Genomic DNA, 21,197 nt, shown 5'->3' with positions numbered 1-21,197 from the left:
CAACTCGCGCCCCTGGCGCCACTACAGGTAGAGAAGAGGAGAAGTATGGGACTTGTACCCATGGTGATTGAGCAGACGAGTCGTGGCGAACGCGCTTACGACATTTACAGCCGTCTGCTCCGCGACAACATCATCTTCCTGGGGACGCCGATCGACGATCAGATCGCGAATGTCATCATTGCGCAGTTGCTGTTCCTCTCCGGTGAAGACCCGGAGAAGGACATCATGCTGTACATCAACTCGCCCGGCGGATCGGTCAGCGCCGGCATGGCAATCTACGACACGATGCAGTACATCAAGAATGATGTGCAAACGCTGTGCATTGGCATGGCGGCTAGCATGGGCGCATTTCTTCTGATGGCCGGCAGCAAGGGCAAGCGTTTTGCTCTCCCCAACTCCCGCATCCTGATCCACCAGCCGCTCATCATGGGCCACGGTATTCAGGGGCAGGCGACGGAGATCGACATCCACGCCCGCGAGATTCTTCGTCTGCGTGAGCGCATGAATACCATCATGGCGAGCCACACCGGTCAGACGTTCGAACAGATCGAACGCGACACCGACCGTGACTTCACCATGAGCGCCCAGCAGGCCAAGGACTATGGCCTGATCGACGATATTATTGATCGCACTCGCGGTTGATTTGAAATGCAAACGCAATCGGCGTACAGTGAAACGCCCGGGAGTGGTTCCGGGCGTTTTCCCATTTTGGTTATGGGAAATAAGGTCGATACCCGTTCCCGAAGGGACATGCGAAACGGGTGTAAACTGACAACAAGTTCCCCAGCACGGCCCGTTGTAACCAGGAGTCGCCTTACCGATGAAAACATCACGGGGCTCAGATGAATCCCTCCGTTGCTCGTTCTGCCATAAGTCGCAGGACGCAGTCGCCAAGCTAATCTCTTCTCCCTCTGACTATCCTCGCGCGTACATCTGCGATGAGTGTGTTGCCGTCTGCAACTCCATTCTCGAAGACGACCGCGGTGAGAAACAGCAAGGCGCCGCTCCAGCACACTTGCCCAAGCCCCATGAAGTGAAGGCCTTCCTCGATGAGTACGTCATCGGTCAGGACCTGACGAAGAAGAAGCTTGCAGTTGCTGTCTACAACCACTACAAGCGCATTCAGATGAACCGGACGCGCGGCAACGATGTTGAGCTGCAAAAGTCCAACATTCTGCTCGTCGGTCCCACCGGTTCCGGCAAGACCCTGCTGGCGCAGACCCTGGCGAAGATGCTGGATGTTCCCTTCGCGATCGTGGATGCGACTACGCTGACCGAGGCCGGCTACGTCGGTGAAGACGTCGAGAACATCATTCTAAAGCTGCTGCAGGCGGCGGATGGCGATGTCGCGCGTGCGCAGAGCGGCATTATCTACATTGATGAGATCGACAAGATCGGCCGCAAGGACGAAAACCCCTCCATCACCCGCGATGTCTCGGGCGAGGGCGTTCAGCAGGCACTGCTCAAAATTCTGGAAGGCACCGTTGCCAACGTTCCCCCGCAGGGCGGACGCAAGCATCCGCATCAGGAGTTCACCGCAGTTGACACGACGAATATCCTGTTTATCTGCGGCGGCGCGTTTGTCGGCCTGGAGCGCGTCATCGCACGCCGCGTGGGCAAGAAGGCCCTTGGCTTCAAGACCTTGACCGAACCGGAGACGCCTGCCGGCGACATTACACCGATCCGCGCGCAGCGTGATACCGAGCTGCTGCGTCAGGCTGAACCGCAGGATCTGCTGAAGTACGGACTGATTCCCGAGTTCATCGGACGTCTGCCGGTGCTTGGCATCCTGGACGAGCTGGACGAGGCAGCGCTCATCGAGATTCTCACCAAGCCGCGCAACGCCATCCTGAAGCAGTACTCCAAGCTGTTTGAGTACGAGGGCGTCAAGGTAACCTTCACCGCCGAAGCTGCACAGTCTATTGCGCGTGAAGCTCTTGCCCGCAAGGTCGGCGCCCGCGGCCTGCGCATGATCCTGGAGGAGCTGATGCTCGACCTGATGTACAACGTGCCGGGCAACAAGAAGATCAAGGAACTGGAGATTACGGACGAGATGGTGAAAAACCGCGACATGACGACCTCTCTCCCTCTGGAAAAAGCCGGCTAAATAGCCTGTTCTTCTACACTTTCGTACCCATCGCCGTGGCTCTTTCAAGCCACGGCGATTTTCTTTCACTTCAACAAAGCGAGTTGCCCCGCATGTTAAGGCAAAGCGAATTACAATCATCGGAACGCCGCGGAACCACTACCGCATCTCAGCTGTGCGCTGGCGCGTCTAAATGGGAGGAATGACAGATATGAGCTCGAAAGAAGTCCTAAGCAGCGAGGTTCAAAAGCTGCCAATGATGCCCATACGCGATATGGTCATCTTTCCTCACATGATGACTCCGTTCGTCGTCGGCCGCGAGTCCAGCGTACGCGCGTTGGAAGAGGCGTTGAATGGCGACCGCCGCATCTTCCTGGCGACACAGCATGACGCCACGGTAGACGATCCCAGCGCCGACGATATCTACCAGGTAGGCACCATCGGCAACATCGTGCAAAGCGTCAAAATGCCTGATGGCAACATCAAGGTGCTGGTAGAAGGCATTGAACGCGCCCGCGCCACCGAACTCAATGACGAAGATGGCTTCTTCGTTGCCACCCTGCGCACCGGCCGCACGCAGCTTGAAATGACTCCGCAGGTAGAAGGCCTGGTGCAGAAGGTGCACTCGCTCTTCGAGCAGTACGTCAAGCTGCAGCAGTCACTGAACTACGAGACGATGGCCGCCAGCGTTCGTCTGGATGAGCCCGCCAAGCTGGCCGATATGATCGCCGCCAACCTGCAGCTTCGCATCGATGAGAAGCAGGAGCTGCTGGAGGTCTTCGCTCCGGAGCTGCGTCTGTCGCGTGTTGCCGACACCCTCGAGACTGCAATCGAAAAGCTGAACATGGACCGCACCATCCAGTCGCGTGTGAAGCGGCAGATGGAGCGGGCCCAGAAAGAGTACTACCTCAACGAGAAGATCAAGGCTATTCAGAAGGAGCTGGGCCGCGGCGAGAAGAGCGAGTTCGATGATCTAAAGAAGAAGATCGAAGCCGCAGGCATGCCGAAGGAAGCCTTCGATAAGGCGATGCAGGAGCTCAAGAAGCTTGAAGCGATGCCGCCGATGTCTGCCGAGTCGACTGTTTCGCGCAACTATCTTGACTGGCTGCTCGCGGTACCGTGGAAGAAGAAGTCCAAGGAGATCCGCTCCATTGAGCATGCAGAGAAGGTCCTCAACCAGGATCACTACGGACTGGATAAAATCAAGGACCGCATTCTCGAGTTCCTGGCTGTGCGTCAGCTTGTGAAGAATCCGAAGGGCTCGATCCTCTGCTTTGTCGGACCTCCGGGTGTCGGTAAGACATCGCTCGGCATGTCGATCGCAAAAGCCACCGGACGCAAGTTCGTCCGTATGTCGCTGGGTGGCGTACGCGATGAAGCTGAGATTCGCGGTCACCGCCGTACTTACATCGGCGCCCTTCCCGGCCAGATTATTCAGTCGATGAAGAAGGCCGGAACGAAGAACCCGGTCATCATGCTCGACGAGATCGACAAGATGGCCTCCGACTTCCGCGGCGATCCTGCTTCGGCCATGCTCGAAGTCCTCGATCCGGAGCAGAACAACAGCTTCCAGGATCACTATCTGGATGTCGAATACGACCTCTCGCAGGTGCTCTTCGTAGCGACGGCCAACGTGCTGCATACGATCCCCGGCCCGCTGCAGGATCGTATGGAGATTCTGCGCCTGTCAGGCTACACCGACATCGAAAAGCTCGAGATCGCCAAGCAGTACCTGCTCAAGAAACAGCGCGAAGGGACGGGACTGACCGAAAAGCAGGTCGTCTTTTCCGACGACGCCCTCCAGGACATTATTCGCTCCTACACCCGCGAAGCCGGTGTTCGTAACCTGGAACGCGAGATCGGCAATGTCTGCCGCAAAGTAGCTCGCCGTGTCGTAAAGAACGGGCCCAAGCACAAGGAAGAGGTAACGAAAGACAACCTCTCCGACTTCCTTGGCGTGCCTCGCTTCCGCGAGTCGCAGGTACAGGAGAAGAGTGAGGTCGGCCTGGTCACCGGCCTTGCCTGGACTGAGGTTGGCGGCAGCATTCTGCAGACCGAAGTACAGGTGCTGGACGGCAAGGGTAAGCTCACCACCACCGGCCAGCTCGGCGACGTCATGCAGGAGTCAGCACAGGCGGCCCTCAGCTACGTTCGTTCACGGGCGCATCACCTGGGCCTCAGCAAGGACTTCTATCGCAACATCGACATCCACGTACATGTGCCCGAAGGCGCCATTCCCAAGGATGGTCCGTCGGCCGGCATTACGTTGGCGACTGCGCTCTCCTCTGCCCTGACGAAGATTCCGGTACGCCGGGACGTCGCCATGACAGGAGAGGTCACGCTGCGCGGCAAAGTACTGGCGATCGGTGGTCTGAAGGAGAAGCTGCTGGCCGCTCATCGCGCCGGTATCTTTGAAGCGATCCTGCCGGCGGATAACCGGAAGGACCTCGCCGACCTCCCTGACCTGCTGAAGAACAGCATGAAGATGCATTTTGTCGAGAACATGGATGAGGTGCTGCAGATCGCCCTGGAAGGCAAGCTACCGGATCTGAAGGAAGAAACACCGGATGCGCTTGGAGTCCCGCTCACCGAGACCGTCCAGCCGGTCGTTACCCACCAGTAAGCCGCAATGAGAGAAGCAAGAAGGCCGGGCGATTGCCCGGCCTTCTTCTTTGCTGCCCCAGTTCTATACCGCCTTCCGCGACCCGCCGATGAAGTGCATGATCAGCGAGATCACCGCAAAGATGAGCAACAGATGGATCAGGAAGCCTGAGACATGCATCAGCGTGAATCCACCAAACCACGCCAGAACCAGGATGATTGCCAGAAGCAGGAACATGATTGTGTCCTCCCTTTTGTGTCGAAGTCCGCACCCATAGACCGTTTTCCCGTTGCTGGGTATTCCGGAAAGGGCGTCCAGTGGCGTTTTCATTGCGGGAAACGCCCGTAGAATGCGAAAACCCTACGCTGCACCCAAGGGAAAACGCACTAGCGCGGCATTCGCGGGAAGTAAGAGTCCCGCAGAGGCGTTTTTGTTGCTTTAGCTACCTATATTTAGCGGGATACAGGCCAGGGCAGCCCAAATGCGTATGTTCGGCATCTACCTCATCGATCTTTCTGGAGGTTTTTATGCTTATCCTTCTGATCGTTCTGCTTCTCCTGATGTTTGGCGCATTTCCGGCCTGGCCTTACAGCCGCAGCTGGGGCTATTACCCAAGCGGCGGTCTTGGCCTGATCCTGCTGATTGTGCTGGTACTTCTGCTGACGCGCGGAGTTTAGAACAGGCCTCGCGGAATCCAGGGTATGTCATCCAGTGGCTGATGATGAAGGTCAGTACTGGCAATTGGATGACATGCCCTCGACGGGCAATTGCTATCATCGAAAGCACATCCCAGGAGCGTCTTCGATGCCAATTGCTTCTACCAGCTCTGCCCTGCGACTCAGTAAACTGGCTCCCTCCATCGTTCAATCTGAGATCCGCGCCATGACCATCGCATGCAACGCCATCGATGGCATCAATATGTCCCAGGGCGTCTGCGATACGGACCCGCCGCATCCTGTGATTGAAGGCGCCGTCAACGCGATGCGTAATGGCTTCAATATCTATGCGCGTATGGACGGCATCGATTCCCTGCGCCATGCTATCGCGCGCAAGTTTGCGCACTACAACGCCATTACCGCCGATCCCGATGGCGAGATCCTGGTCACGACCGGAACCACCGGAGCCATGCTGGCGACCTGCATGGCGTTGTTCGATCCAGGCGATGAAGTAATCGTCTTCGAGCCCTTCTACGGCTACCACGTCAACATGCTGCTGGGCCTGAACCTGAAGCCTGTGATTGTTCCGTTGACTGCGCCCCGCTGGGACTTCGATCCCGAAGCCCTGGCAAACGCCATCACGCCGAAAACCCGCGCCATCCTGGTCAATACGCCCGGCAATCCGTCAGGCAAGGTCTTCACGCGCACGGAGCTGGAGGCACTGGCTACCATCGCGATCGATGCGGATCTCTTCGTCATCACCGACGAGATCTACGAGTACTTCCTCTACGACGGTCACGAGCATATCTCCCCGGCAACACTGCCCGGCATGGCGGAGCGGACGATCACGATCGCCGGCTTTTCCAAGACCTTCTCCGTCACCGGCTGGCGTCTCGGCTACCTGCACGCCAGTAAGCGCTGGACCCCGTCCATCGCCTACTTCCACGACCTGCTCTTCATATCCGCTCCGGCTCCGCTGCAGCATGGTGTGGCCGCAGGCCTGTGCGACCTTCCTGATAGCTTCTATACCGACATGCGGACCGAGTACGTCGCCAAGCGCGACAAGACCGTAGCTGCACTTGCAGATGCCGGACTCACGCCGACTGTCCCGCAGGGAGCGTATTACATCCTTGCCGATGTCTCCCGCGTTGAAGGCTCCACCTCGAAGGAGAAGGCGCGCAACCTGCTCAAACAGGTTGGCGTGGCTGCCGTGGCTGGGTCAGCATTCTTCCGTGCGGGCAAAGGAGAGAACCTGCTGCGCTTCTGCTATGCGAAGAAGGACGACGCGTTGGACGAGGCCTGCAGACGGCTTCGGTCCCTGTAAAAATCAACCTCGATGAAACTGACCTCACACGCAATGAAGCACGCCGCCGTCACACTTTGTGTCGGCGGCGTGCTTGTCTTGGTAGCTACTTTTTTTGAGGCGCTTCTTCCATTCGCGAAGAAAGCAGCCTGGATCATTTTGGGGCTGGCAATGCTGGTGAGTATCACCGAGGGTTTTCCGCCACGAAAGTCCTTCTGGTCTCGCTATCCACTGTGGGTGCCTTATTGGCTGAAGATGACCGACGCCATCATGGGCCTACTGGCGGTAGCCTTCGTTGTAGCACTCGAGTCGCACGAGCCATCCCAAAATCAGAAGAACGACTTTGCTCCTCGCGTCCTCGCATTCTTCGCGATTAATGCCTCGATACGATCAGCAGCCTACTGGCACTCGAAAGGAAGCTGCGACATCCCACTCGATCCTTGGGATCATTCGTCCTCACCTGAGACGCTCGATGAGCGGCTCGATGCTATTCGTGACGAACATCTCCCTTCCCTCTCACAGAAGGGAAAATAGAAGGAAAAGTACGACGACCTTTGTTTGTCATTTCGTAGCGAAGCGGAGAAATCTGCTTCTTATTGCTTCTCATAGGCATCTCCGTCGTAAAAAAAGAAGAAAGCCCACCGAATTGGTGGGCTTTCTTCTTTTTCACGCGGAACGAAGCCTTACACACACCCGCCGGCAATCGACGGGATCAGCATGATCTCATCTCCGTCTTCAAACGTGTGGGTCTCGCCACCCAGGAAGCGGATGTCCTCATCGTTCACGTAGACGTTGATGAACGGGCGCAACTTACCCTGCTCGTCCTTGATATGCGCACCAAGCGCCGGGAACTTCACACCCAGGTCATCGACCAAGCCCGGCAGGTTGGTAGCGGCGGAGTCAACCTTCTTCACGCCATCGGTATGGCGGACAAAGGCGGTCGGCAAAAGTACTTTGATTGACATTGAATCTTCCCTGCTCTTTCTGTTTCTCGTCCACCTGGGCATCAGCCCAGCACTACTGAGCCACCAGCTCAGCCTCTTCCGCAGCGGGCAGACCATCCAGCTCCCGCAGATAGGCATCGAACTCGGCCAGCCGCGGCTTCACCGCGCGTCCGACGTCGTACTTGCCCTGCAGCACATCGGTCGTCTTCAGGCCGTTGCCTGTGATGCAGACCACCGTGGTCTCATCCTTACCGATGCGGCCCTGTGCGAAGAGCTTCGCGGTCACGGCGGTGGTTACACCGCCTGCTGTCTCCGTAAAGATGCCCTCAGTTTCTGCCAGCTCCTGGATACCGGAGACAACTTCAACGTCGGAGACATCCTCACCCCAGCCGCCGGTCTCGCGGATCAGACGGGCTGCGTATGGGCCGTCCGCCGGGTTACCGATCGCCAGCGAGCGGGCGATGGTATTCGGCTTCTGCGGCTCGTGGCGGTCAAGGTTGTTCTTCACCGCGTGGGTGATCGGCGAGCAGCCCGTAGCCTGCGCTCCGAAGAACTTCACGTGCTTTGCCTCGACGATGCCGAGATACACCAGCTCGTCGAAGGCCTTCTTGATCTTCCGGATCAGCGATCCGCCAGCCATCGGCACCACGACGTTGTCGGGCAGACGCCAGCCGAGCTGCTCGGCGATCTCATAACCCATCGTCTTCGAACCCTCAGCGTAGTAAGGCCGCAGGTTCACATTGACGAAGCCCCAGTTGTACTGGTCGGCGATCAACGAGCACAGGCGGTTGACGTGGTCGTAGTTGCCATCAATGCGCACCAGGCGCGCGCCGTAGATCAGCGTGTTCAGAATCTTTGCCGGCTCCAGGTCAGCCGGAATCAGGATGCAGCTCTTCAGACCCAGGCGGGCGGCCTGCGCAGCCACTGAGTTCGCCAGGTTGCCAGTCGAACTCGCGCCGACGGTATCAAAGCCGAAGTAGCGGGCATTGGCCAAGGCCACAGCGACGACACGGTCCTTGAAGCTTAGCGTCGGGAAGCAGACGGCATCGTTCTTCACGTAGATATCGGAAGCGCCGAGACGCTTGCCCAGGTTCTTGGCCTTGACCAATGGTGTGAAGCCCACCGGAAGATCGGGCTGGAAACCCTCAGGAATGGGAAGCAGCGCACGATAGCGCCAGATGCTTGCCGGCCCGGCAGCGATGGACTCCCGGGTCACGCTGCCCTTCACCGCGTCCAGGTCGTAAAAGACCTCAAGCGGCGAAAAGCACTCATCGCAGATAGAAAGCGGCTGTTTGCCATAGCTCTTGCCGCACTCTTTGCACTTCAGATCGTAGGGCGCACACGCACCGGAAGACATAGGGCCTTGCTCTCCATATGGCGGAGGGCTTTACCTATGACCGTCTCTCTTGGATGGCGCCCTTAACTCGGGAACGAGGAGGCGCGGGGTGGGAACTTGCAACTTTCCTACTCCGAATCTCATGTTCCCTGTCGCCAGGAGAGAGTTGACACCGGTACGCCTTTGTTCTGTCCGGTTGTCGTGGTGTCACAGGGCTCGTCCCTCAACCACTCTTCATGAAATTCGCGCTTACCCTTGCGGGTTCGCTTGAATGTATTGTTTGTACCACGCCATACGGCTCCAGACAAGCCATGGCAGCACTCAACGGCGGCTAAGTGCATTGAATTGCAAGAAAACCGCCCTTTTCGGTTTATTCTTCCGCCATGCTGAAATTCCTGGTCCGCACCACCGCCTTCACGGCCCTCTCCGTTGCTCTTGCGTCCTCAGCTACGCTTCCCCTCGCCGCACAGGAGACCCCGTTGAACCCGGACGGCAAGGTCGCCTCCAAGTCCGTTTGGCTCACGCTAACGCCGCAGCAGAAGTCCGACGTCTTCGCCTTTGCGGAACCCTACAAGGACTACCTTCGGCACGCCAAAAGCGCCGGCCTCTCGACCGCGGAGTTCCTCAGTCTGGCCAAGGCGGCAGGGTTCACCGAGTTCACTTCTCCCTCGCAGATCAAACCGGGAGCCAAACTCATCTTCGACAATCGCGACCGCGCCGTCGTCTTTGCCGTCATCGGCTCCGATTCCGTGGAGACAGGAACACGCATCGTCGCAACCCACCAGGACTCTCCGCACCTGAACCTGAAGTCGCGTCCGGTTGTCGGAGCTCCGGGTTCGGTTGCGCTGCTGAAGACTACACTCTACGGCGGCATCAAGAAGTACCAGTGGTCGAATCTTCCGCTGGCGTTGGTCGGCCGCATCGACACCACCGACGGCCGGCACCTGCAGGTGAATATCGGCTTTGCTCCCGGCGATCCTGTCTTCGTGATCGCCGATGCCGCGCCTCACTCCGACTCGCTGCTCCGCACCCGCACCTACACCACCGTCCTCGCAGGGGAAGAGATGAATCCGGTGGCCGGTTCGATTCCCAGCGAGAAGAACTCCGTTGCCGACCAGGTGATGGCGGCCCTCCGTGCAAAGTTCAACATCAAGGACGAGGACCTGGTCGCTGCTGAGCTGGAGCTTGTTCCCGCAACACAGCCGGCCGACGTCGGTATCGATAATGGCTTGACCGGAAGCTGGGGTCAGGATGACAAGGCGCTCAGCTATGCGGCCTCACGCAGTATCTTCGACCTGAAAGGCACACCAAAGAAGACGGCGATGGTCTACGTCACTAACTTCGAAGAGGTTGGCTCTATCAACAACACCGGCGCCAACTCGCAGTTCCTCGACACGGTCTTTACCGAGCTGATGGACGCGCAGAAGAAAGGCGCTTCAGCACTCGACGTCCGCCACGCGCTGCGCAATGCCGCCGTGCTCTCAGCCGACTGCAATGACGGCGTGAATCCCCTCTTTCCAGGCAATTCTGAAGCTTCGAACGCAGCGATCGTCGGCTATGGTGTGACCATCAAGCGTTACGGCGCCGGCTTCGATCCGAACGCGGAGTTCACTGCCCGCATCATCGCTCTACTCGACAAGAACAACATCACCTGGCAGACGCAGACACCTCGTGTCGAAGTTGGCGGAGGAGGCACGATTGGAGGCTTCCTCTCGGCGCGAAATATGGAAGTGCTGGACGTAGGCATTCCTCTGCTCAGCATGCATGCTACCTACGAGATGAGCTCAAAGGTAGACCACTGGTCCATCTATAAGTTCTTCGGAGCCTTCTACGGGATGGAGTAGAGGGCATCCTTCGCAATCTATCGCGTGCCGCAAATACTTAGTCCTGTACCGGCATCATGAAACCAACTCGAAGCATGACATTGTGTTGCGTCGGATTGGCGAAGGTCCAGTAGTCCTTCAGCTCGATTCGCATGCTCTCAGTGTCATCTCCCTTAAGTACGAATCGTGGAAGCGCCAAGGCCACGCCGTAGTCCAGGGCATGGCCGGTCTCAAAGAGCCGACTGTATCCAATTGTGGCGAACGGCAAATAGGTGTGATTCTTCCATAACAAGGGAATTTCCTCATCGACACTTACATAGCCGGAGTAATTGCTGCGGTTGGCCTGTGGCCCCATAACGCCGACCTCGGCCCAGACCGGCAAGGGAATAGGCAATATTGTGAATCCCACGCCACAGCCAGCCGTTGGTTTTGTTCCAACGCTAGAGCTGCTGGCTCCTAACCCGCATATAACTCCAGCGCGTCCCCAATAGGATGCGGATGAGTTTGGATGGTACACCGCTGGTACCTGACGCGGAGGTGTCGAGGAGAGATTAGGTGTTGGCTCTTGCGGCAGAGCCACCTGAGCCTCAGCTTCGAAAAGTGGCAGGCAGAAAACGGACATGAGGACGGCCTTCAAAAAGTACCGGCTGAAATTGCGCATGAATGCACCCTGCCAGTTGTTGAACTTTTGGCACAATACAATGCTTCTCACTTCTCCAAGAATTGATCATCACGGAACAAGTCATTAGAAATAAGTCATTTACAAGAGGATCTCAAATACTCGCGCCTGTTCGTGTAGCCGCTTTGTACACTGAGGAACAACGATGAACGAACGCGGGCCGAGCAAGATATACCGTTTTGGCATCTTCGAGGCGGACCCGATATCCGGTGAACTTCGCCGGAAAGGGCTCCGCATCCGCTTACATGCTCAGCCATTCCAGGCGCTGCTGTTGTTACTTGAGCGCCCAGGTGAGACTGTCACCCGCGATGAAATCGCTCGCCGGCTATGGCCGGAGGACACATTTGTCGACTATGAGCACGGCGTCAACTCCGCAATGAATCGCCTGCGGGATGCGCTTGGAGATAGAGCATCCAATCCGCGCTTTATCGAAACACTTGCCAAGCGAGGCTACCGGTTCATTGCATCAGTAGAGGAGTTCGAGGACCACCCCATAACTCTTCCATCCCAACCGACTCCGAGCACCCAGGAACAGGTAACGAGCCGAATCCTTACCTCCTCCGAAGATCTGCCTCGAAGTTCTCCTCCGCTGGTCCAGGCCTTCTTCATCCTGTTCCAACTGATGTATCTCAGCTTCTATATCGGAGCGTTAGCGAACCTCGGCGAGATTCAGGAACTCATTGCTCCACTTCCTCATGCGCAGTTGATCTTGCGCGTGCTTATCCTGAGCGCCGTTCTCCTCATTCCGGTACGAACCTTTTTGCTCTGTGCAACTCTCTTCCGCCCACCTCATTTTCTACAGCGGTTCCTGAGACTGTGGTGGCTCTCACTGGCTGGCGATCTTCTGTGGACGCTCTCCCCTTTTCTATTGCTTCATCACATCAACGACGGACTCGCCTTGGCTTGTATGAGCTTTTTGGTGTACTCCCCGTTTGCACAGCGTTCGTTGGTTTTGATGGGAGCCGGTCAGATACGTGAGTGAATAGAAGGGCCAACTGTATAGGGCTTCAACATTGTTGTGCCCTATTCCGGCTTAACGATCTCTTTCACACCTTCGACGAAGCTGGCCGGATCGAATTCCATGCGCAGAATCTCATCGGGGCAATCCGTCATCATGGCCACGCGCCAGTTGCAGACGAAGGCTATAAGCTGTTCAGGCTGCGCCGCTCTGAGCTCAGCACAGAGCGCTTCAGCCTCGGGCACACCCCGCTCCCCTTCCACATCGATCAAGACGAGGTCATATTGCTTCTGCCAGAAGCTCGAACGTCCCTCGTCCACGCTCATGAACGAATCCACCTCATAGCCTGAGAGGCGCAGGATCTGATCGCGCAGGGGACGCAGCATGTCTCGCCTGCAGACATGCAGGATAGTTTTCCGCTGGGGTGAATCCATAAGGGAGGCCTTTCGCAATAGAAGCGTCAGGCCAGGACTTCGGACTTCTCTTCTGAGGATCCAGTATGAGCGGGAAGCGCCGGCATCGGCACCAGCAGATCTTCCTTACGCATCACAAGAGTGGTGGCGTTCAGGCTGGCAAGTTCAAAGCCATGACCATGAGTAATTGCGTCCGTTGGGCAGGCCTCAACGCAGTACCCGCAGAAGATGCAACGGTTGTAGTCGATGTTGTAGACCTTGGCGTACCGCTCCGAAGAGCTGATGCGCTTTTGCTCCGTGTTGTCCGCCGCTTCGATAAAGATGCAGTTGGAGGGGCAGGCTGCCGCGCACAGGAAGCATGCCACGCACTTCTCCAGACCGTTCTCGTCGCGCTGCAACTGGTGCTTGCCGCGGAAGCGCTCCTGGAACTGAGCACCGCGCATCGGTCCGGGACCGTCGGGGTAGTTTTCTACCTCGGTGGGCTGCAGCATTTCCTTGAAGGTGATGCTCATGCCTTTGGCAATCGCGGCGACGTTGCTGACGATGGACATAGTTTGAGTATATGCCACACGGGGGTTACGCTGGTATTCGCCATGCGCCCAGCCATCCTTGCTCTCGCCTGCGTTTTCATCGTCTCGCCCGCCTTTGCTCAGACCGCGCAGCAGCCTGCGACGGCCCACGCGCACGAAGCAGCCGCTCCCTCTACCTCACTTACCGTGACCGGCCCAACCGGCAAGGTCCTGAAGGTGTCGCCGGAAGACCTGAAAGCCATGCCGCACAAGTCTGTAGAGGTCTTCAACGAGCACAGCAAGGCGAAGGAAACCTACACCGGTGTTCCTCTCACGGACCTGCTGAAGCAGGTTGACGCGCCTACTGGAGAGAAGCTCCGCGGCAAACTCTACCTGTTGGGAGTCATCGCCGAGGGCACAGACCACTATCGCGTGCTCTATTCCCTGGCGGAAGTAGATCCCGCCAACCACACCGGCGATGTCCTGGTCGCTGACCAGATCGACGGGAAGCCGATTGCCGCTGACGGAGCCTTCAAGCTGGTCTCCACGGAAGAGAAGCGGCCCGCCCGCTGGGTGCGGAATCTAACCGCCATCACCGTCAAGGCTGTCGAGTAGCCCGAGCACGGTCCCAGACACGATTCAAAACCTCAAGGGTGAACTGCGCAACCGCGATCTCGCTTTGTAGAACAGCGTCCACGGGAAACCAGGCCGCGTCTGCGGCGTCATCTCCGCAGAGCAGTTCGCCTCCTGTGACCTCGCAGAGGAAGTCCACCAGAACGTAGTGGTACCGGACACGTTCTTCTTCACGGAAGATCCGTTCCAGTGTCTCCGCATGCCGCACGACACTGACGTCCAGCCCGGTCTCTTCCTTGACCTCGCGGACGACCGCAGCTTCCAGGTGCTCTCCCAGCTCCAGCCGGCCGCCAGGCAACGACCACTCGCCTTTGAGCGGTTCGCGTCCGCGCCGCACCAGCAAGACCTTGTCGTCCTGAAAGACGATAGCCCCTACCCCAACGACTGGAGCGCTGGGGTACTCACGTGTGTCGCTCATTTCAGCGGTTTGCCGAACTCTTCGCAGAAGACGGTATGCGAGAACGGGAAACGGCCGCCATTGAACTTGTCAGGCCCCTGCATCTTTCCAAGCGCCAGAACGGCAACCACCCAGTAACTCATGGGCAGGCGCAGCACCTCATGCACCTTATCCTGCTCAAAGCCTTCCATCGGAGCCGTATCGTAGCCCAGCACCTCGGCCATCAGCAGCATGTGCGTGAAGGCCACCATCACCTGCTTGTTCAGCCAGCCATGCATCTGGTCTGAGTTGAACTCGGCGAAGTAGTGCGGAATGCTCTCACGCGATGCCGCGGCCAGGCTCTCGGACATGCCGCCGCGAAGCCCGGAGTTGATTACCTCATCCAGATCCTTACGCCAGGCATCAGCGTCGCCGCAGGCGACAATTACCGCACTGGCCTCTTCCACCTTGGCCTGATTGAAGCATGCTCCGCGAAGGCGGCGCTTCTGCTCCGGCTGCTGCACCACGATGAAACGCCAGGGCTGCAGGTTGTAGCTGCTGGGCGCCTGCAACCCCGCTTCCAGAATCTTCCGCAGATCGTCTTGCGGCATCGGCTCGCCATCAAAGCTCTGGCTTGCCCGACGCTCACGAATCGCCTGGGCGAGTGATTTGATTTCGGCGCGGCTCATGCGTTCCTGTTCTTCTGCTCCCTAAAAACGTGGCCGTGGCCCGTACTGCTCAGCGCAGGTTTTCCATCGGCTCTTCGGTGGCGAATGGGCTTGCCCCCGGCGACTCCGATGATACCCAGACTCCATGAAACGCTGAACGAAGCTCAGGATACGCGAGGACGAGCGTTCGCGCAGCCTCAGAGTTTCGTTTCCGGGTCGCGGCGGCGTCACCGGCCGTATCTACTTTGAGATGTACGACCAGATCCACCTTCTCTTTGCTGGAGCTATCGTCGAAACCGAAGCCCGTAATCCGGTACTCCGTCCCATCGGTCGCGCGCAGTACCAGCGGCTGGTCCACCGAAACACCTTTCTGCAGCACCGGCGGCGCGGCGGTCGAGGCCTCGGTCTGCAGCTTCTCCAGATGGCTGCTACTCACAAACCCTACCGGCTGCAGCAGCGCGGCAGCCTGCTGATAGTACAACCACGCATTCCACGGCTGGTTCTGTTTGGCCATCGAACGCGCTGTCGTCCAGTAGTACAGGCCATCCTTACCGGCTGAGGTTGCCGCCTTGGGAAACAGGCCGGCAAGCTTCCATCCGCTCTCGTCGCGCAGCAGCATACTGATTCGCCATGGGTTCGGACCGGTAGCATTGACAATCGCGAAGGCATACTTGCCCGCCGGCAGCCCTGCAATCGAGAAATCGGTCTCCGCCGAACTCTGGTTCAGCGTGCAGAAAAACTGTCCCGTTGCCGCAGAGCCATCTGGATTCGGCTTCAGTGAGGTGGCGTCAAGAAGCCATACGCTCTCCACGGCCAACGCCGCACCCTTCAATTTCGAGGCGGTATCCCCGGTCAGGGACGCCACTCCTGCGAAATTGCCCGCAAGCTCCGCACTGCTGCGCGTCTTGATCGACGCGGCGTCGTTTGCCTGCAGAGCGGCTGCCAACGTACGGGCCGCCGCGGCAATGCCGTCGCGCTCGGCCGCCTGCATCTGAGACTGGGTCGTGCACGTCTCCGCCGTCAATGGACCGGCGACCAACAGAACAGCAAACAGCGTAGACAAACGCTTCATTTCGGAACCCCGCCCGCGGATCTTTCGGCCAATGCCTCCAGCCAGCCCACGGCATTGATAGTCTAGTGGAATAGACGCGAAATGCGCCCGTTTCGCAGTCGATGAGCGTCTAATCCCTGTATATGCCGCGCAATCCTACTGTTCCCGGCGTTTTTCTCGTCCTTCTGGCCGCCCTTGCCCTCTCCGCGCAGGCACAGCAGAATCCACCTGCCACGCTACCGGCTACGCCGCCAACATCACTTGCGCCGGCTCCAGCACCCGTTTCGCAGGCCACACCAGTCCCGCCGGCGGAGCCACCGTCCATCACCGCTGACAATGGCACCCTGACGGTAAAGACCCAGAATTCCAGCCTGAACCAGATTCTTCGTGAGATCTCCCGCAAAACCGGGATGAGCATCACCGGAGGCGTCACCGAAGAGCGGGTCTTCGGCACCTACGGCCCGGCGCCTGCCGGCGAGGTTCTGCGCCAGTTGCTCGACGGCACCAAAAGCAACATGCTCTACCAGGAGGCCACAGCGAGTGCTCCGGCGCACCTGACCCTGACGACCCGCCAAGGCACGGTAACACCTCCCAACGTCTTTTCGGCGGCTGCCGATCGCTCCGGAAACGAGGACGAGCCGGTCATTCCCAGGTCCGATGCCGTACGCCCGGGACCCCAGCCAGGCCCCTCCGGCTACGGGCAGCCCCCACAGCAACCACCCGGACAACAAGATGGCGCACAGCAGCCCCAGCAACCATCGGACTCCTCTACTCCCGACTCGAATACTCAACAGCCGCAACAGCAACAAACACCGAATGGTGTGAAGACACCGGAGCAGCTGCTGCAGCAGCTCATGCAGATGCGCCAGCAAACCCCGAAATAGCTGAATCCGAAATGAAATAAAAGAAGGGAGCCCTTGGGCTCCCTTCTTCCTGTTGAAAGAAACTTTTCGAAATCTTTTAGAGCATTTTCCCTGTTGCTGGGTATCCTGACGGGGACGTGCAGCGGCGTTTTCTTTGGCGGAAAACGCCCATAGATGCGGAAGCCCTACATCACACCCACAGGGAAATGCTCTAGCCGGCAATCGTCCGTGCCGGCGCCGCGGAGACACGTGTCGCCGCAACCGAACGCGCATGAACACGGAAGATGGCGAACAACGCCTGACAAATGCCATAAGCCAGCAAAACGCCTGCTGCCAGCGATGCCAGAACCGCACAGATAATTACGACTGATGTCACCACGACCACTCCCCGCTGAGCGCACATTGCGCTTTTCAGCGTCTCTATTATTTCAACACATTGCTACAGTGCAAGCCTGACGTCGCAGCTGCTGTTGATGCTTCAGATACGCGGTATTCCCAATCTGGGTTGCCTGGCCCAGAACATGTCAGGCCACCGGAGGATGTACTCTAGAGTTTTGCGGCCTGCCCGCGAATCGGCGCTATGAGCATCACTCACATTACGGTCCGCGGTGCCCGTCAGCACAACCTGAAGAACATCTCTGTTTCTATTCCCCGGAACACTCTGACGGTCGTAACCGGGCTTTCTGGTTCGGGAAAGTCGTCTCTTGCCTTCGACACCATCTACGCCGAGGGCCAGCGGCGCTACGTCGAGACCCTTTCGGCTTATGCCCGCCAGTTCCTCGACCAGATGGAGCGCCCGGACGTAGACGCCATCGAGGGGCTGTCCCCCGCCATCTCCATCGAGCAGAAGACCACCTCCCGCTCGCCCCGCTCCACCGTCGGCACCATCACCGAGATCTACGACTACCTGCGCCTGCTTTACGCCTCGGTCGGCCAGCCCCACTGCCCCCAGTGCGGCCGCCCAATCAGCCGGCAGTCCGCCGACCAGATCGTCGAGCGCATCGTCGCTCTTTCGCCGGGAGAGCGCATTACCGTCTTTGCCCCCATCGTCCGCGGCCGTAAAGGAGAATTTCGCGAAGAGCTGGAGGCGTTGGACCAGCAAGGCTTCCGCGCCCGCATCGACGGCGAGATCACTGAAATTACCGAGGGCATGCGCCTGGAAAAGCGCAAAAACCACACGGTGGAAGCCATCGTCGACCGCGTCATCCTGAAGCTGGGACCGGACGGCAAACCCGACACCCGGCGCCTGGAAGCCTCCGTGGCAAAAGCCCTGCAGATGGCTAACGGACTTGTTTTGATCGGGATAGCGGGTATGGACGAGACCCTATACTCCTCTTCCATGGCCTGCCCGGAGTGCGGCATCAACGTCCCGAAGCTCGAACCTCGCAGCTTCAGCTTCAACTCCACCTACGGCGCCTGCCCCGAATGCCATGGTTTGGGATCCATCTACGATTTCGACCCGGCTAAAACCATCACTGACTGGTCCAAACCGCTGCTCGATGGCGCCATGGGGCCGGGATCGGCCTCGCAGTACCTGCTGAAGCTGATCAAGTTGGCTGCCGAGAAATACAAGATCGATCTGAAGAAGCCCTTCGAATCGCTGCCAGACGCCCATCAGAAGCTGCTTCTCTACGGCCCGCCGAAGGGCGAGACCGGGCGCACCGGCTTCCACGGCATTCTGGCCTACCTGCGTGACTCGCTGGAAGAGACCAAGTCCGAGGGCTATCGCGAGTACATGATGCAGTACATGTCGGCGAGCATGTGCCCCGTCTGCAAGGGCGCCCGCCTGCGGCCGGAGTCGCTCGCTGTGCGAGTCGATGGCCGATCCATCGCCGAGTTCACTTCACTCTCACTCGATGGGGCACTCGATACAGCGCGTAACTTCAACTTCACCGGCCGCGAACGCATCATCGCCGACCGCCTGCAGCGCGAGGTCATTGAGCGGCTGGAGTTCCTGAATGCCGTCGGCCTCAGTTATCTGTCACTGGATCGTTCTGCTGCAACTCTGTCTGGCGGCGAGGGCCAGCGCATTCGCCTGGCGACCCAGATCGGCTCGCGCCTGCGGGGTGTGCTTTACGTGCTGGACGAGCCGTCCATCGGCCTGCACCAGCGCGACAATCAGCGCCTGATCTCCGCACTTGAAAGCCTGCGGGATATCGGCAATACCGTCCTGGTCGTCGAGCACGACGAAGACACCATCCGCAAGGCGGACTACGTCATCGACATCGGTCCGGGAGCTGGCAAGAACGGCGGACACCTCTTACTGCAGGGCACGCCGCAGCAAATGATGGAAGACCCGCATTCGCTGACCGGTCTCTATCTGTCGAACCAGATCGCCATCTCCGCCCGCACGGAGCCACGCCCCCTGACCGGCAAGTGGGTCGCAGTGGAGGGCGCCCGGGGCCACAACCTGAAAGATGTCACCGTGAAGGTCCCGGTCGGCATTATGACGGTGGTGACCGGCGTCTCGGGTTCGGGCAAGTCGACCCTGATCAATGACACGCTCTACCGCGCCCTGGCGCAGAAGCTTTATGGCAGCCGCGAAGAGCCTGAGCCATACAAGTCGATCAAGGGTTTCGACGAGTTCGATAAGGTCATCCAGATCGACCAGTCCCCTATCGGGCGATCTCCACGGTCCAATCCGGCGACGTACACTGGCGTCTTTACCGCCATCCGCGATCTCTTCGCTATGCTGCCGGAGTCACGCGAGCGCGGCTACAAGCCCGGCCGTTTCAGCTTCAATGTGCAAGGCGGCCGGTGCGAGGCGTGCCAGGGCGACGGCCAGCGGCGCATCGAGATGAACTTCCTGCCCGACGTCTATGTACAGTGCGAGGTCTGCAACGGCCGCCGCTACAACCAGGAGACGTTGGCGGTGAAGTTCAAGGGCTACTCCATCGCCGACATCCTTGACCTGGCGATTGAAGATGCGCTGCCCATCCTGGAAGACATTCCCAACGTCAAAACCAAGCTGCAGACGCTGGTTGACGTCGGCCTTGGCTACATTCATCTGGGCCAGTCCGCCACGACGCTTTCGGGCGGCGAGGCGCAACGTATGAAGCTGGCCCGCGAACTGTCAAAACGGCAAACCGGACGTACGATGTATATGCTCGATGAGCCGACGACAGGACTACACTTCGACGATGTGCGCAAGCTGCTGGAGGTGCTGCACCGGCTTGCTGACCTTGGCAATACAGTCCTGATCATCGAGCACAATCTCGATGTCATCCGCAACGCGGACTGGATCATCGATATGGGACCTGAAGGCGGTACGGGCGGCGGCACCGTGGTAGCTGCCGGTACACCGTCTGACGTCGCGAAGGTGAAGGCATCACATACCGCGGGATTCCTCATGCGCTACTTCGCACCGGCGGCAAAACCCGGAAAGAAGGCCAGGAAGTGAACGATATCGACAAGGACCGGGCGGAAGAGAACTTCCGGCGCCTGGAAGAAGCTCTCCAAGAGCGGCTTCCGGTGGTCCGCCAGCCGCATCTCGGCTATGGCGTTGCTTTTGCAGCTTCCGCCTTCCTCCTACTGATAGTCGCGACCCTCGTCCTGTCAGCTGTCCTTGGAAGCCACGACGGCAAGCTACAGAAGGATAGCCTTGAGAAAATCGCGAGTCTGCCTCGCATGTCCGTCTATGCCATGGGGGTCGGCTATCTAGGCACCTTAGTGTGGAGTTTCTTTCTTTACCCCCACTTCTGGAAGCGGCCCTACTTCGATGTGCTGCAGTGGAACTTCGCGGCAGTACGCCGTTACTGGCTTCTCTTGCTCACGGGCGGAGTAGGCCTATCCATCGCAGCCGGAATTGCTGAGCGCTTCGTCTCTGTACCGGACACTGCGCCGATGAATGCCTTCTTCAAAGATCGTGCCGATCTATGGCTGATTACGATCTTCGGCTCCACTGTCGCACCGTTCTTTGAAGAGATGATGTTTCGCGGCTATTTCCTGCCTGGCGTAGCCATCGCCTTCGACTGGCTGCGGCTTGAACACTCGGACGCCGCCCGCGCTCACTGGGAATCGAGCAGCACGGTCAGTCTGCAGGCGGTGGTCTTTTCGGGCATCTTTACCAGCATCGGATTTGCTGCTCTGCATGCCTCTCAGTTGGCTAACACCTGGGGTGCGGTGTTTCTTCTCTTCTGCGTTAGTTGCGTTCTCACCAGTGTCCGCGTGCGGTTGAACTCTCTGGCTGCCTCTACGCTTCTACACGCTTCGTACAACGCCACGCTCTTCATGGTGACATTCATTGCTACCGGCGGTTACCAGCATCTGGAGAAGCTACAGCGCTAGGTTCTACAAT

22 protein-coding genes and 1 riboswitch are annotated in these 21,197 nt (G+C 58.6%); of the genes, 12 read left to right on the top strand and 10 right to left on the bottom strand.

Annotation, left to right across the window (positions count from 1 at the left end; translation table 11 throughout):
• The first annotated feature begins 45 nt into the window (after positions 1 to 45).
• From clpP to lon, 3 genes are all read left to right on the top strand, one after another.
• Complete coding sequence (gene clpP, locus FTW19_RS12610) at positions 46 to 642, top strand: ATP-dependent Clp endopeptidase proteolytic subunit ClpP (protein WP_147647957.1); 597 nt, start codon at positions 46 to 48, stop codon at positions 640 to 642.
• Positions 643 to 820: 178 nt separating this feature from the next.
• Positions 821 to 2,107 (top strand): ATP-dependent Clp protease ATP-binding subunit ClpX, encoded by a 1,287-nt coding sequence (clpX, locus tag FTW19_RS12605; RefSeq protein ID WP_147647956.1) that lies wholly within the window; start codon positions 821 to 823, stop codon positions 2,105 to 2,107.
• Between the two features lie 190 nt (positions 2,108 to 2,297).
• Positions 2,298 to 4,709 carry an endopeptidase La gene (lon, locus tag FTW19_RS12600; protein WP_432445170.1) on the top strand — a complete coding sequence of 804 codons (2,412 nt, stop codon included), beginning with the start codon at positions 2,298 to 2,300 and terminating at the stop codon, positions 4,707 to 4,709.
• 63 nt (positions 4,710 to 4,772) lie between these two features.
• Here the strand turns inward: lon and FTW19_RS12595 are convergent, their stop codons facing one another.
• On the bottom strand, positions 4,773 to 4,925 hold the full coding sequence (locus FTW19_RS12595) for a lmo0937 family membrane protein (RefSeq protein WP_147647954.1): 153 nt from the start codon (positions 4,923 to 4,925) through the stop codon (positions 4,773 to 4,775).
• Positions 4,926 to 5,215: 290 nt separating this feature from the next.
• Here FTW19_RS12595 and FTW19_RS12590 point away from each other — a divergent pair, with 290 nt between their 5' ends.
• From FTW19_RS12590 to FTW19_RS12580, 3 genes are all read left to right on the top strand, one after another.
• Entirely contained in the window at positions 5,216 to 5,365 is a 150-nt protein-coding gene (locus FTW19_RS12590; RefSeq protein ID WP_147647953.1) for a DUF3309 domain-containing protein, read from the top strand.
• Between the two features lie 127 nt (positions 5,366 to 5,492).
• A complete protein-coding gene (locus tag FTW19_RS12585; RefSeq protein WP_147647952.1) occupies positions 5,493 to 6,668 on the top strand; it encodes a pyridoxal phosphate-dependent aminotransferase in 1,176 nt (391 codons plus the stop codon).
• Between the two features lie 12 nt (positions 6,669 to 6,680).
• Positions 6,681 to 7,181: a hypothetical protein gene (locus FTW19_RS12580; protein ID WP_147647951.1), complete on the top strand. Its 501-nt coding sequence runs from the start codon at positions 6,681 to 6,683 to the stop codon at positions 7,179 to 7,181.
• 149 nt (positions 7,182 to 7,330) lie between these two features.
• Here the strand turns inward: FTW19_RS12580 and FTW19_RS12575 are convergent, their stop codons facing one another.
• The gene (locus tag FTW19_RS12575; RefSeq protein WP_147647950.1) at positions 7,331 to 7,612 is read right to left on the bottom strand and encodes a MoaD/ThiS family protein; all 282 of its coding nucleotides are present in this window, start codon (positions 7,610 to 7,612) and stop codon (positions 7,331 to 7,333) included.
• Positions 7,613 to 7,664: 52 nt separating this feature from the next.
• Complete coding sequence (thrC, locus tag FTW19_RS12570; protein WP_147647949.1) at positions 7,665 to 8,948, bottom strand: threonine synthase; 1,284 nt, start codon at positions 8,946 to 8,948, stop codon at positions 7,665 to 7,667.
• Between the two features lie 116 nt (positions 8,949 to 9,064).
• A riboswitch (SAM riboswitch) is annotated at positions 9,065 to 9,170 on the bottom strand.
• A 140-nt stretch (positions 9,171 to 9,310) separates the two neighbouring features.
• Between thrC and FTW19_RS12565 the strand changes: the two genes are divergently transcribed.
• On the top strand, positions 9,311 to 10,771 hold the full coding sequence (locus tag FTW19_RS12565) for a peptidase M18 (protein WP_147647948.1): 1,461 nt from the start codon (positions 9,311 to 9,313) through the stop codon (positions 10,769 to 10,771).
• A gap of 37 nt (positions 10,772 to 10,808) precedes the next feature.
• Here the strand turns inward: FTW19_RS12565 and FTW19_RS12560 are convergent, their stop codons facing one another.
• Positions 10,809 to 11,144, bottom strand: a complete 336-nt coding sequence (locus tag FTW19_RS12560; protein ID WP_147647947.1) for a hypothetical protein — start codon at positions 11,142 to 11,144, stop codon at positions 10,809 to 10,811.
• 430 nt (positions 11,145 to 11,574) lie between these two features.
• On the opposite strand from FTW19_RS12560, the gene FTW19_RS12555 reads away from it, so the two are divergent.
• Positions 11,575 to 12,411 (top strand): winged helix-turn-helix domain-containing protein, encoded by an 837-nt coding sequence (locus tag FTW19_RS12555; RefSeq protein ID WP_147647946.1) that lies wholly within the window; start codon positions 11,575 to 11,577, stop codon positions 12,409 to 12,411.
• A gap of 41 nt (positions 12,412 to 12,452) precedes the next feature.
• Here the strand turns inward: FTW19_RS12555 and FTW19_RS12550 are convergent, their stop codons facing one another.
• The gene (locus FTW19_RS12550; protein ID WP_246153715.1) at positions 12,453 to 12,773 is read right to left on the bottom strand and encodes a hypothetical protein; all 321 of its coding nucleotides are present in this window, start codon (positions 12,771 to 12,773) and stop codon (positions 12,453 to 12,455) included.
• A gap of 74 nt (positions 12,774 to 12,847) precedes the next feature.
• A complete protein-coding gene (nuoI, locus tag FTW19_RS12545; RefSeq protein WP_147647944.1) occupies positions 12,848 to 13,351 on the bottom strand; it encodes an NADH-quinone oxidoreductase subunit NuoI in 504 nt (167 codons plus the stop codon).
• A 42-nt stretch (positions 13,352 to 13,393) separates the two neighbouring features.
• Between nuoI and FTW19_RS12540 the strand changes: the two genes are divergently transcribed.
• Positions 13,394 to 13,924: a molybdopterin-dependent oxidoreductase gene (locus tag FTW19_RS12540; RefSeq protein WP_147647943.1), complete on the top strand. Its 531-nt coding sequence runs from the start codon at positions 13,394 to 13,396 to the stop codon at positions 13,922 to 13,924.
• Here FTW19_RS12540 and FTW19_RS12535 read toward each other — a convergent pair.
• Genes FTW19_RS12535 through FTW19_RS12525 form a run of 3 tightly spaced genes read right to left on the bottom strand, consistent with a single transcriptional unit; the run spans position 13,908 to position 16,058 of the window.
• Positions 13,908 to 14,360 carry an NUDIX hydrolase gene (locus tag FTW19_RS12535; RefSeq protein ID WP_147647942.1) on the bottom strand — a complete coding sequence of 151 codons (453 nt, stop codon included), beginning with the start codon at positions 14,358 to 14,360 and terminating at the stop codon, positions 13,908 to 13,910. The genes FTW19_RS12540 and FTW19_RS12535 overlap by 17 nt on opposite strands.
• The gene (locus FTW19_RS12530; RefSeq protein WP_147647941.1) at positions 14,357 to 15,007 is read right to left on the bottom strand and encodes a nitroreductase family protein; all 651 of its coding nucleotides are present in this window, start codon (positions 15,005 to 15,007) and stop codon (positions 14,357 to 14,359) included. Before FTW19_RS12530 ends, FTW19_RS12535 begins: the two co-directional genes overlap by 4 nt.
• A 49-nt stretch (positions 15,008 to 15,056) precedes the next feature.
• On the bottom strand, positions 15,057 to 16,058 hold the full coding sequence (locus FTW19_RS12525) for a hypothetical protein (RefSeq protein ID WP_147647940.1): 1,002 nt from the start codon (positions 16,056 to 16,058) through the stop codon (positions 15,057 to 15,059).
• Positions 16,059 to 16,180: 122 nt separating this feature from the next.
• Between FTW19_RS12525 and FTW19_RS12520 the strand changes: the two genes are divergently transcribed.
• Positions 16,181 to 16,921, top strand: coding sequence for a hypothetical protein (locus tag FTW19_RS12520; RefSeq protein WP_147647939.1), 741 nt, complete (start codon positions 16,181 to 16,183; stop codon positions 16,919 to 16,921).
• Positions 16,922 to 17,111: 190 nt separating this feature from the next.
• On the opposite strand, the gene FTW19_RS12515 is transcribed toward FTW19_RS12520, so the two are convergent.
• Positions 17,112 to 17,276 carry a hypothetical protein gene (locus FTW19_RS12515; protein ID WP_246153714.1) on the bottom strand — a complete coding sequence of 55 codons (165 nt, stop codon included), beginning with the start codon at positions 17,274 to 17,276 and terminating at the stop codon, positions 17,112 to 17,114.
• Between the two features lie 204 nt (positions 17,277 to 17,480).
• On the opposite strand from FTW19_RS12515, the gene uvrA reads away from it, so the two are divergent.
• Together uvrA and FTW19_RS12505 are read left to right on the top strand one after the other, a co-directional pair.
• Entirely contained in the window at positions 17,481 to 20,300 is a 2,820-nt protein-coding gene (gene uvrA, locus FTW19_RS12510) for an excinuclease ABC subunit UvrA (protein ID WP_147647937.1), read from the top strand.
• Positions 20,297 to 21,187: a CPBP family intramembrane glutamic endopeptidase gene (locus FTW19_RS12505; RefSeq protein WP_147647936.1), complete on the top strand. Its 891-nt coding sequence runs from the start codon at positions 20,297 to 20,299 to the stop codon at positions 21,185 to 21,187. Before uvrA ends, FTW19_RS12505 begins: the two co-directional genes overlap by 4 nt.
• The last annotated feature ends 10 nt before the right edge of the window (positions 21,188 to 21,197 follow it).

The organism is Terriglobus albidus, assembly GCF_008000815.1.
In the GTDB taxonomy this organism is placed as follows: domain Bacteria; phylum Acidobacteriota; class Terriglobia; order Terriglobales; family Acidobacteriaceae; genus Terriglobus; species Terriglobus albidus_A.
The sequence above is the reverse complement of the archived record's forward strand: the minus strand, read 5'-3'. Positions and strand labels throughout refer to the sequence as shown.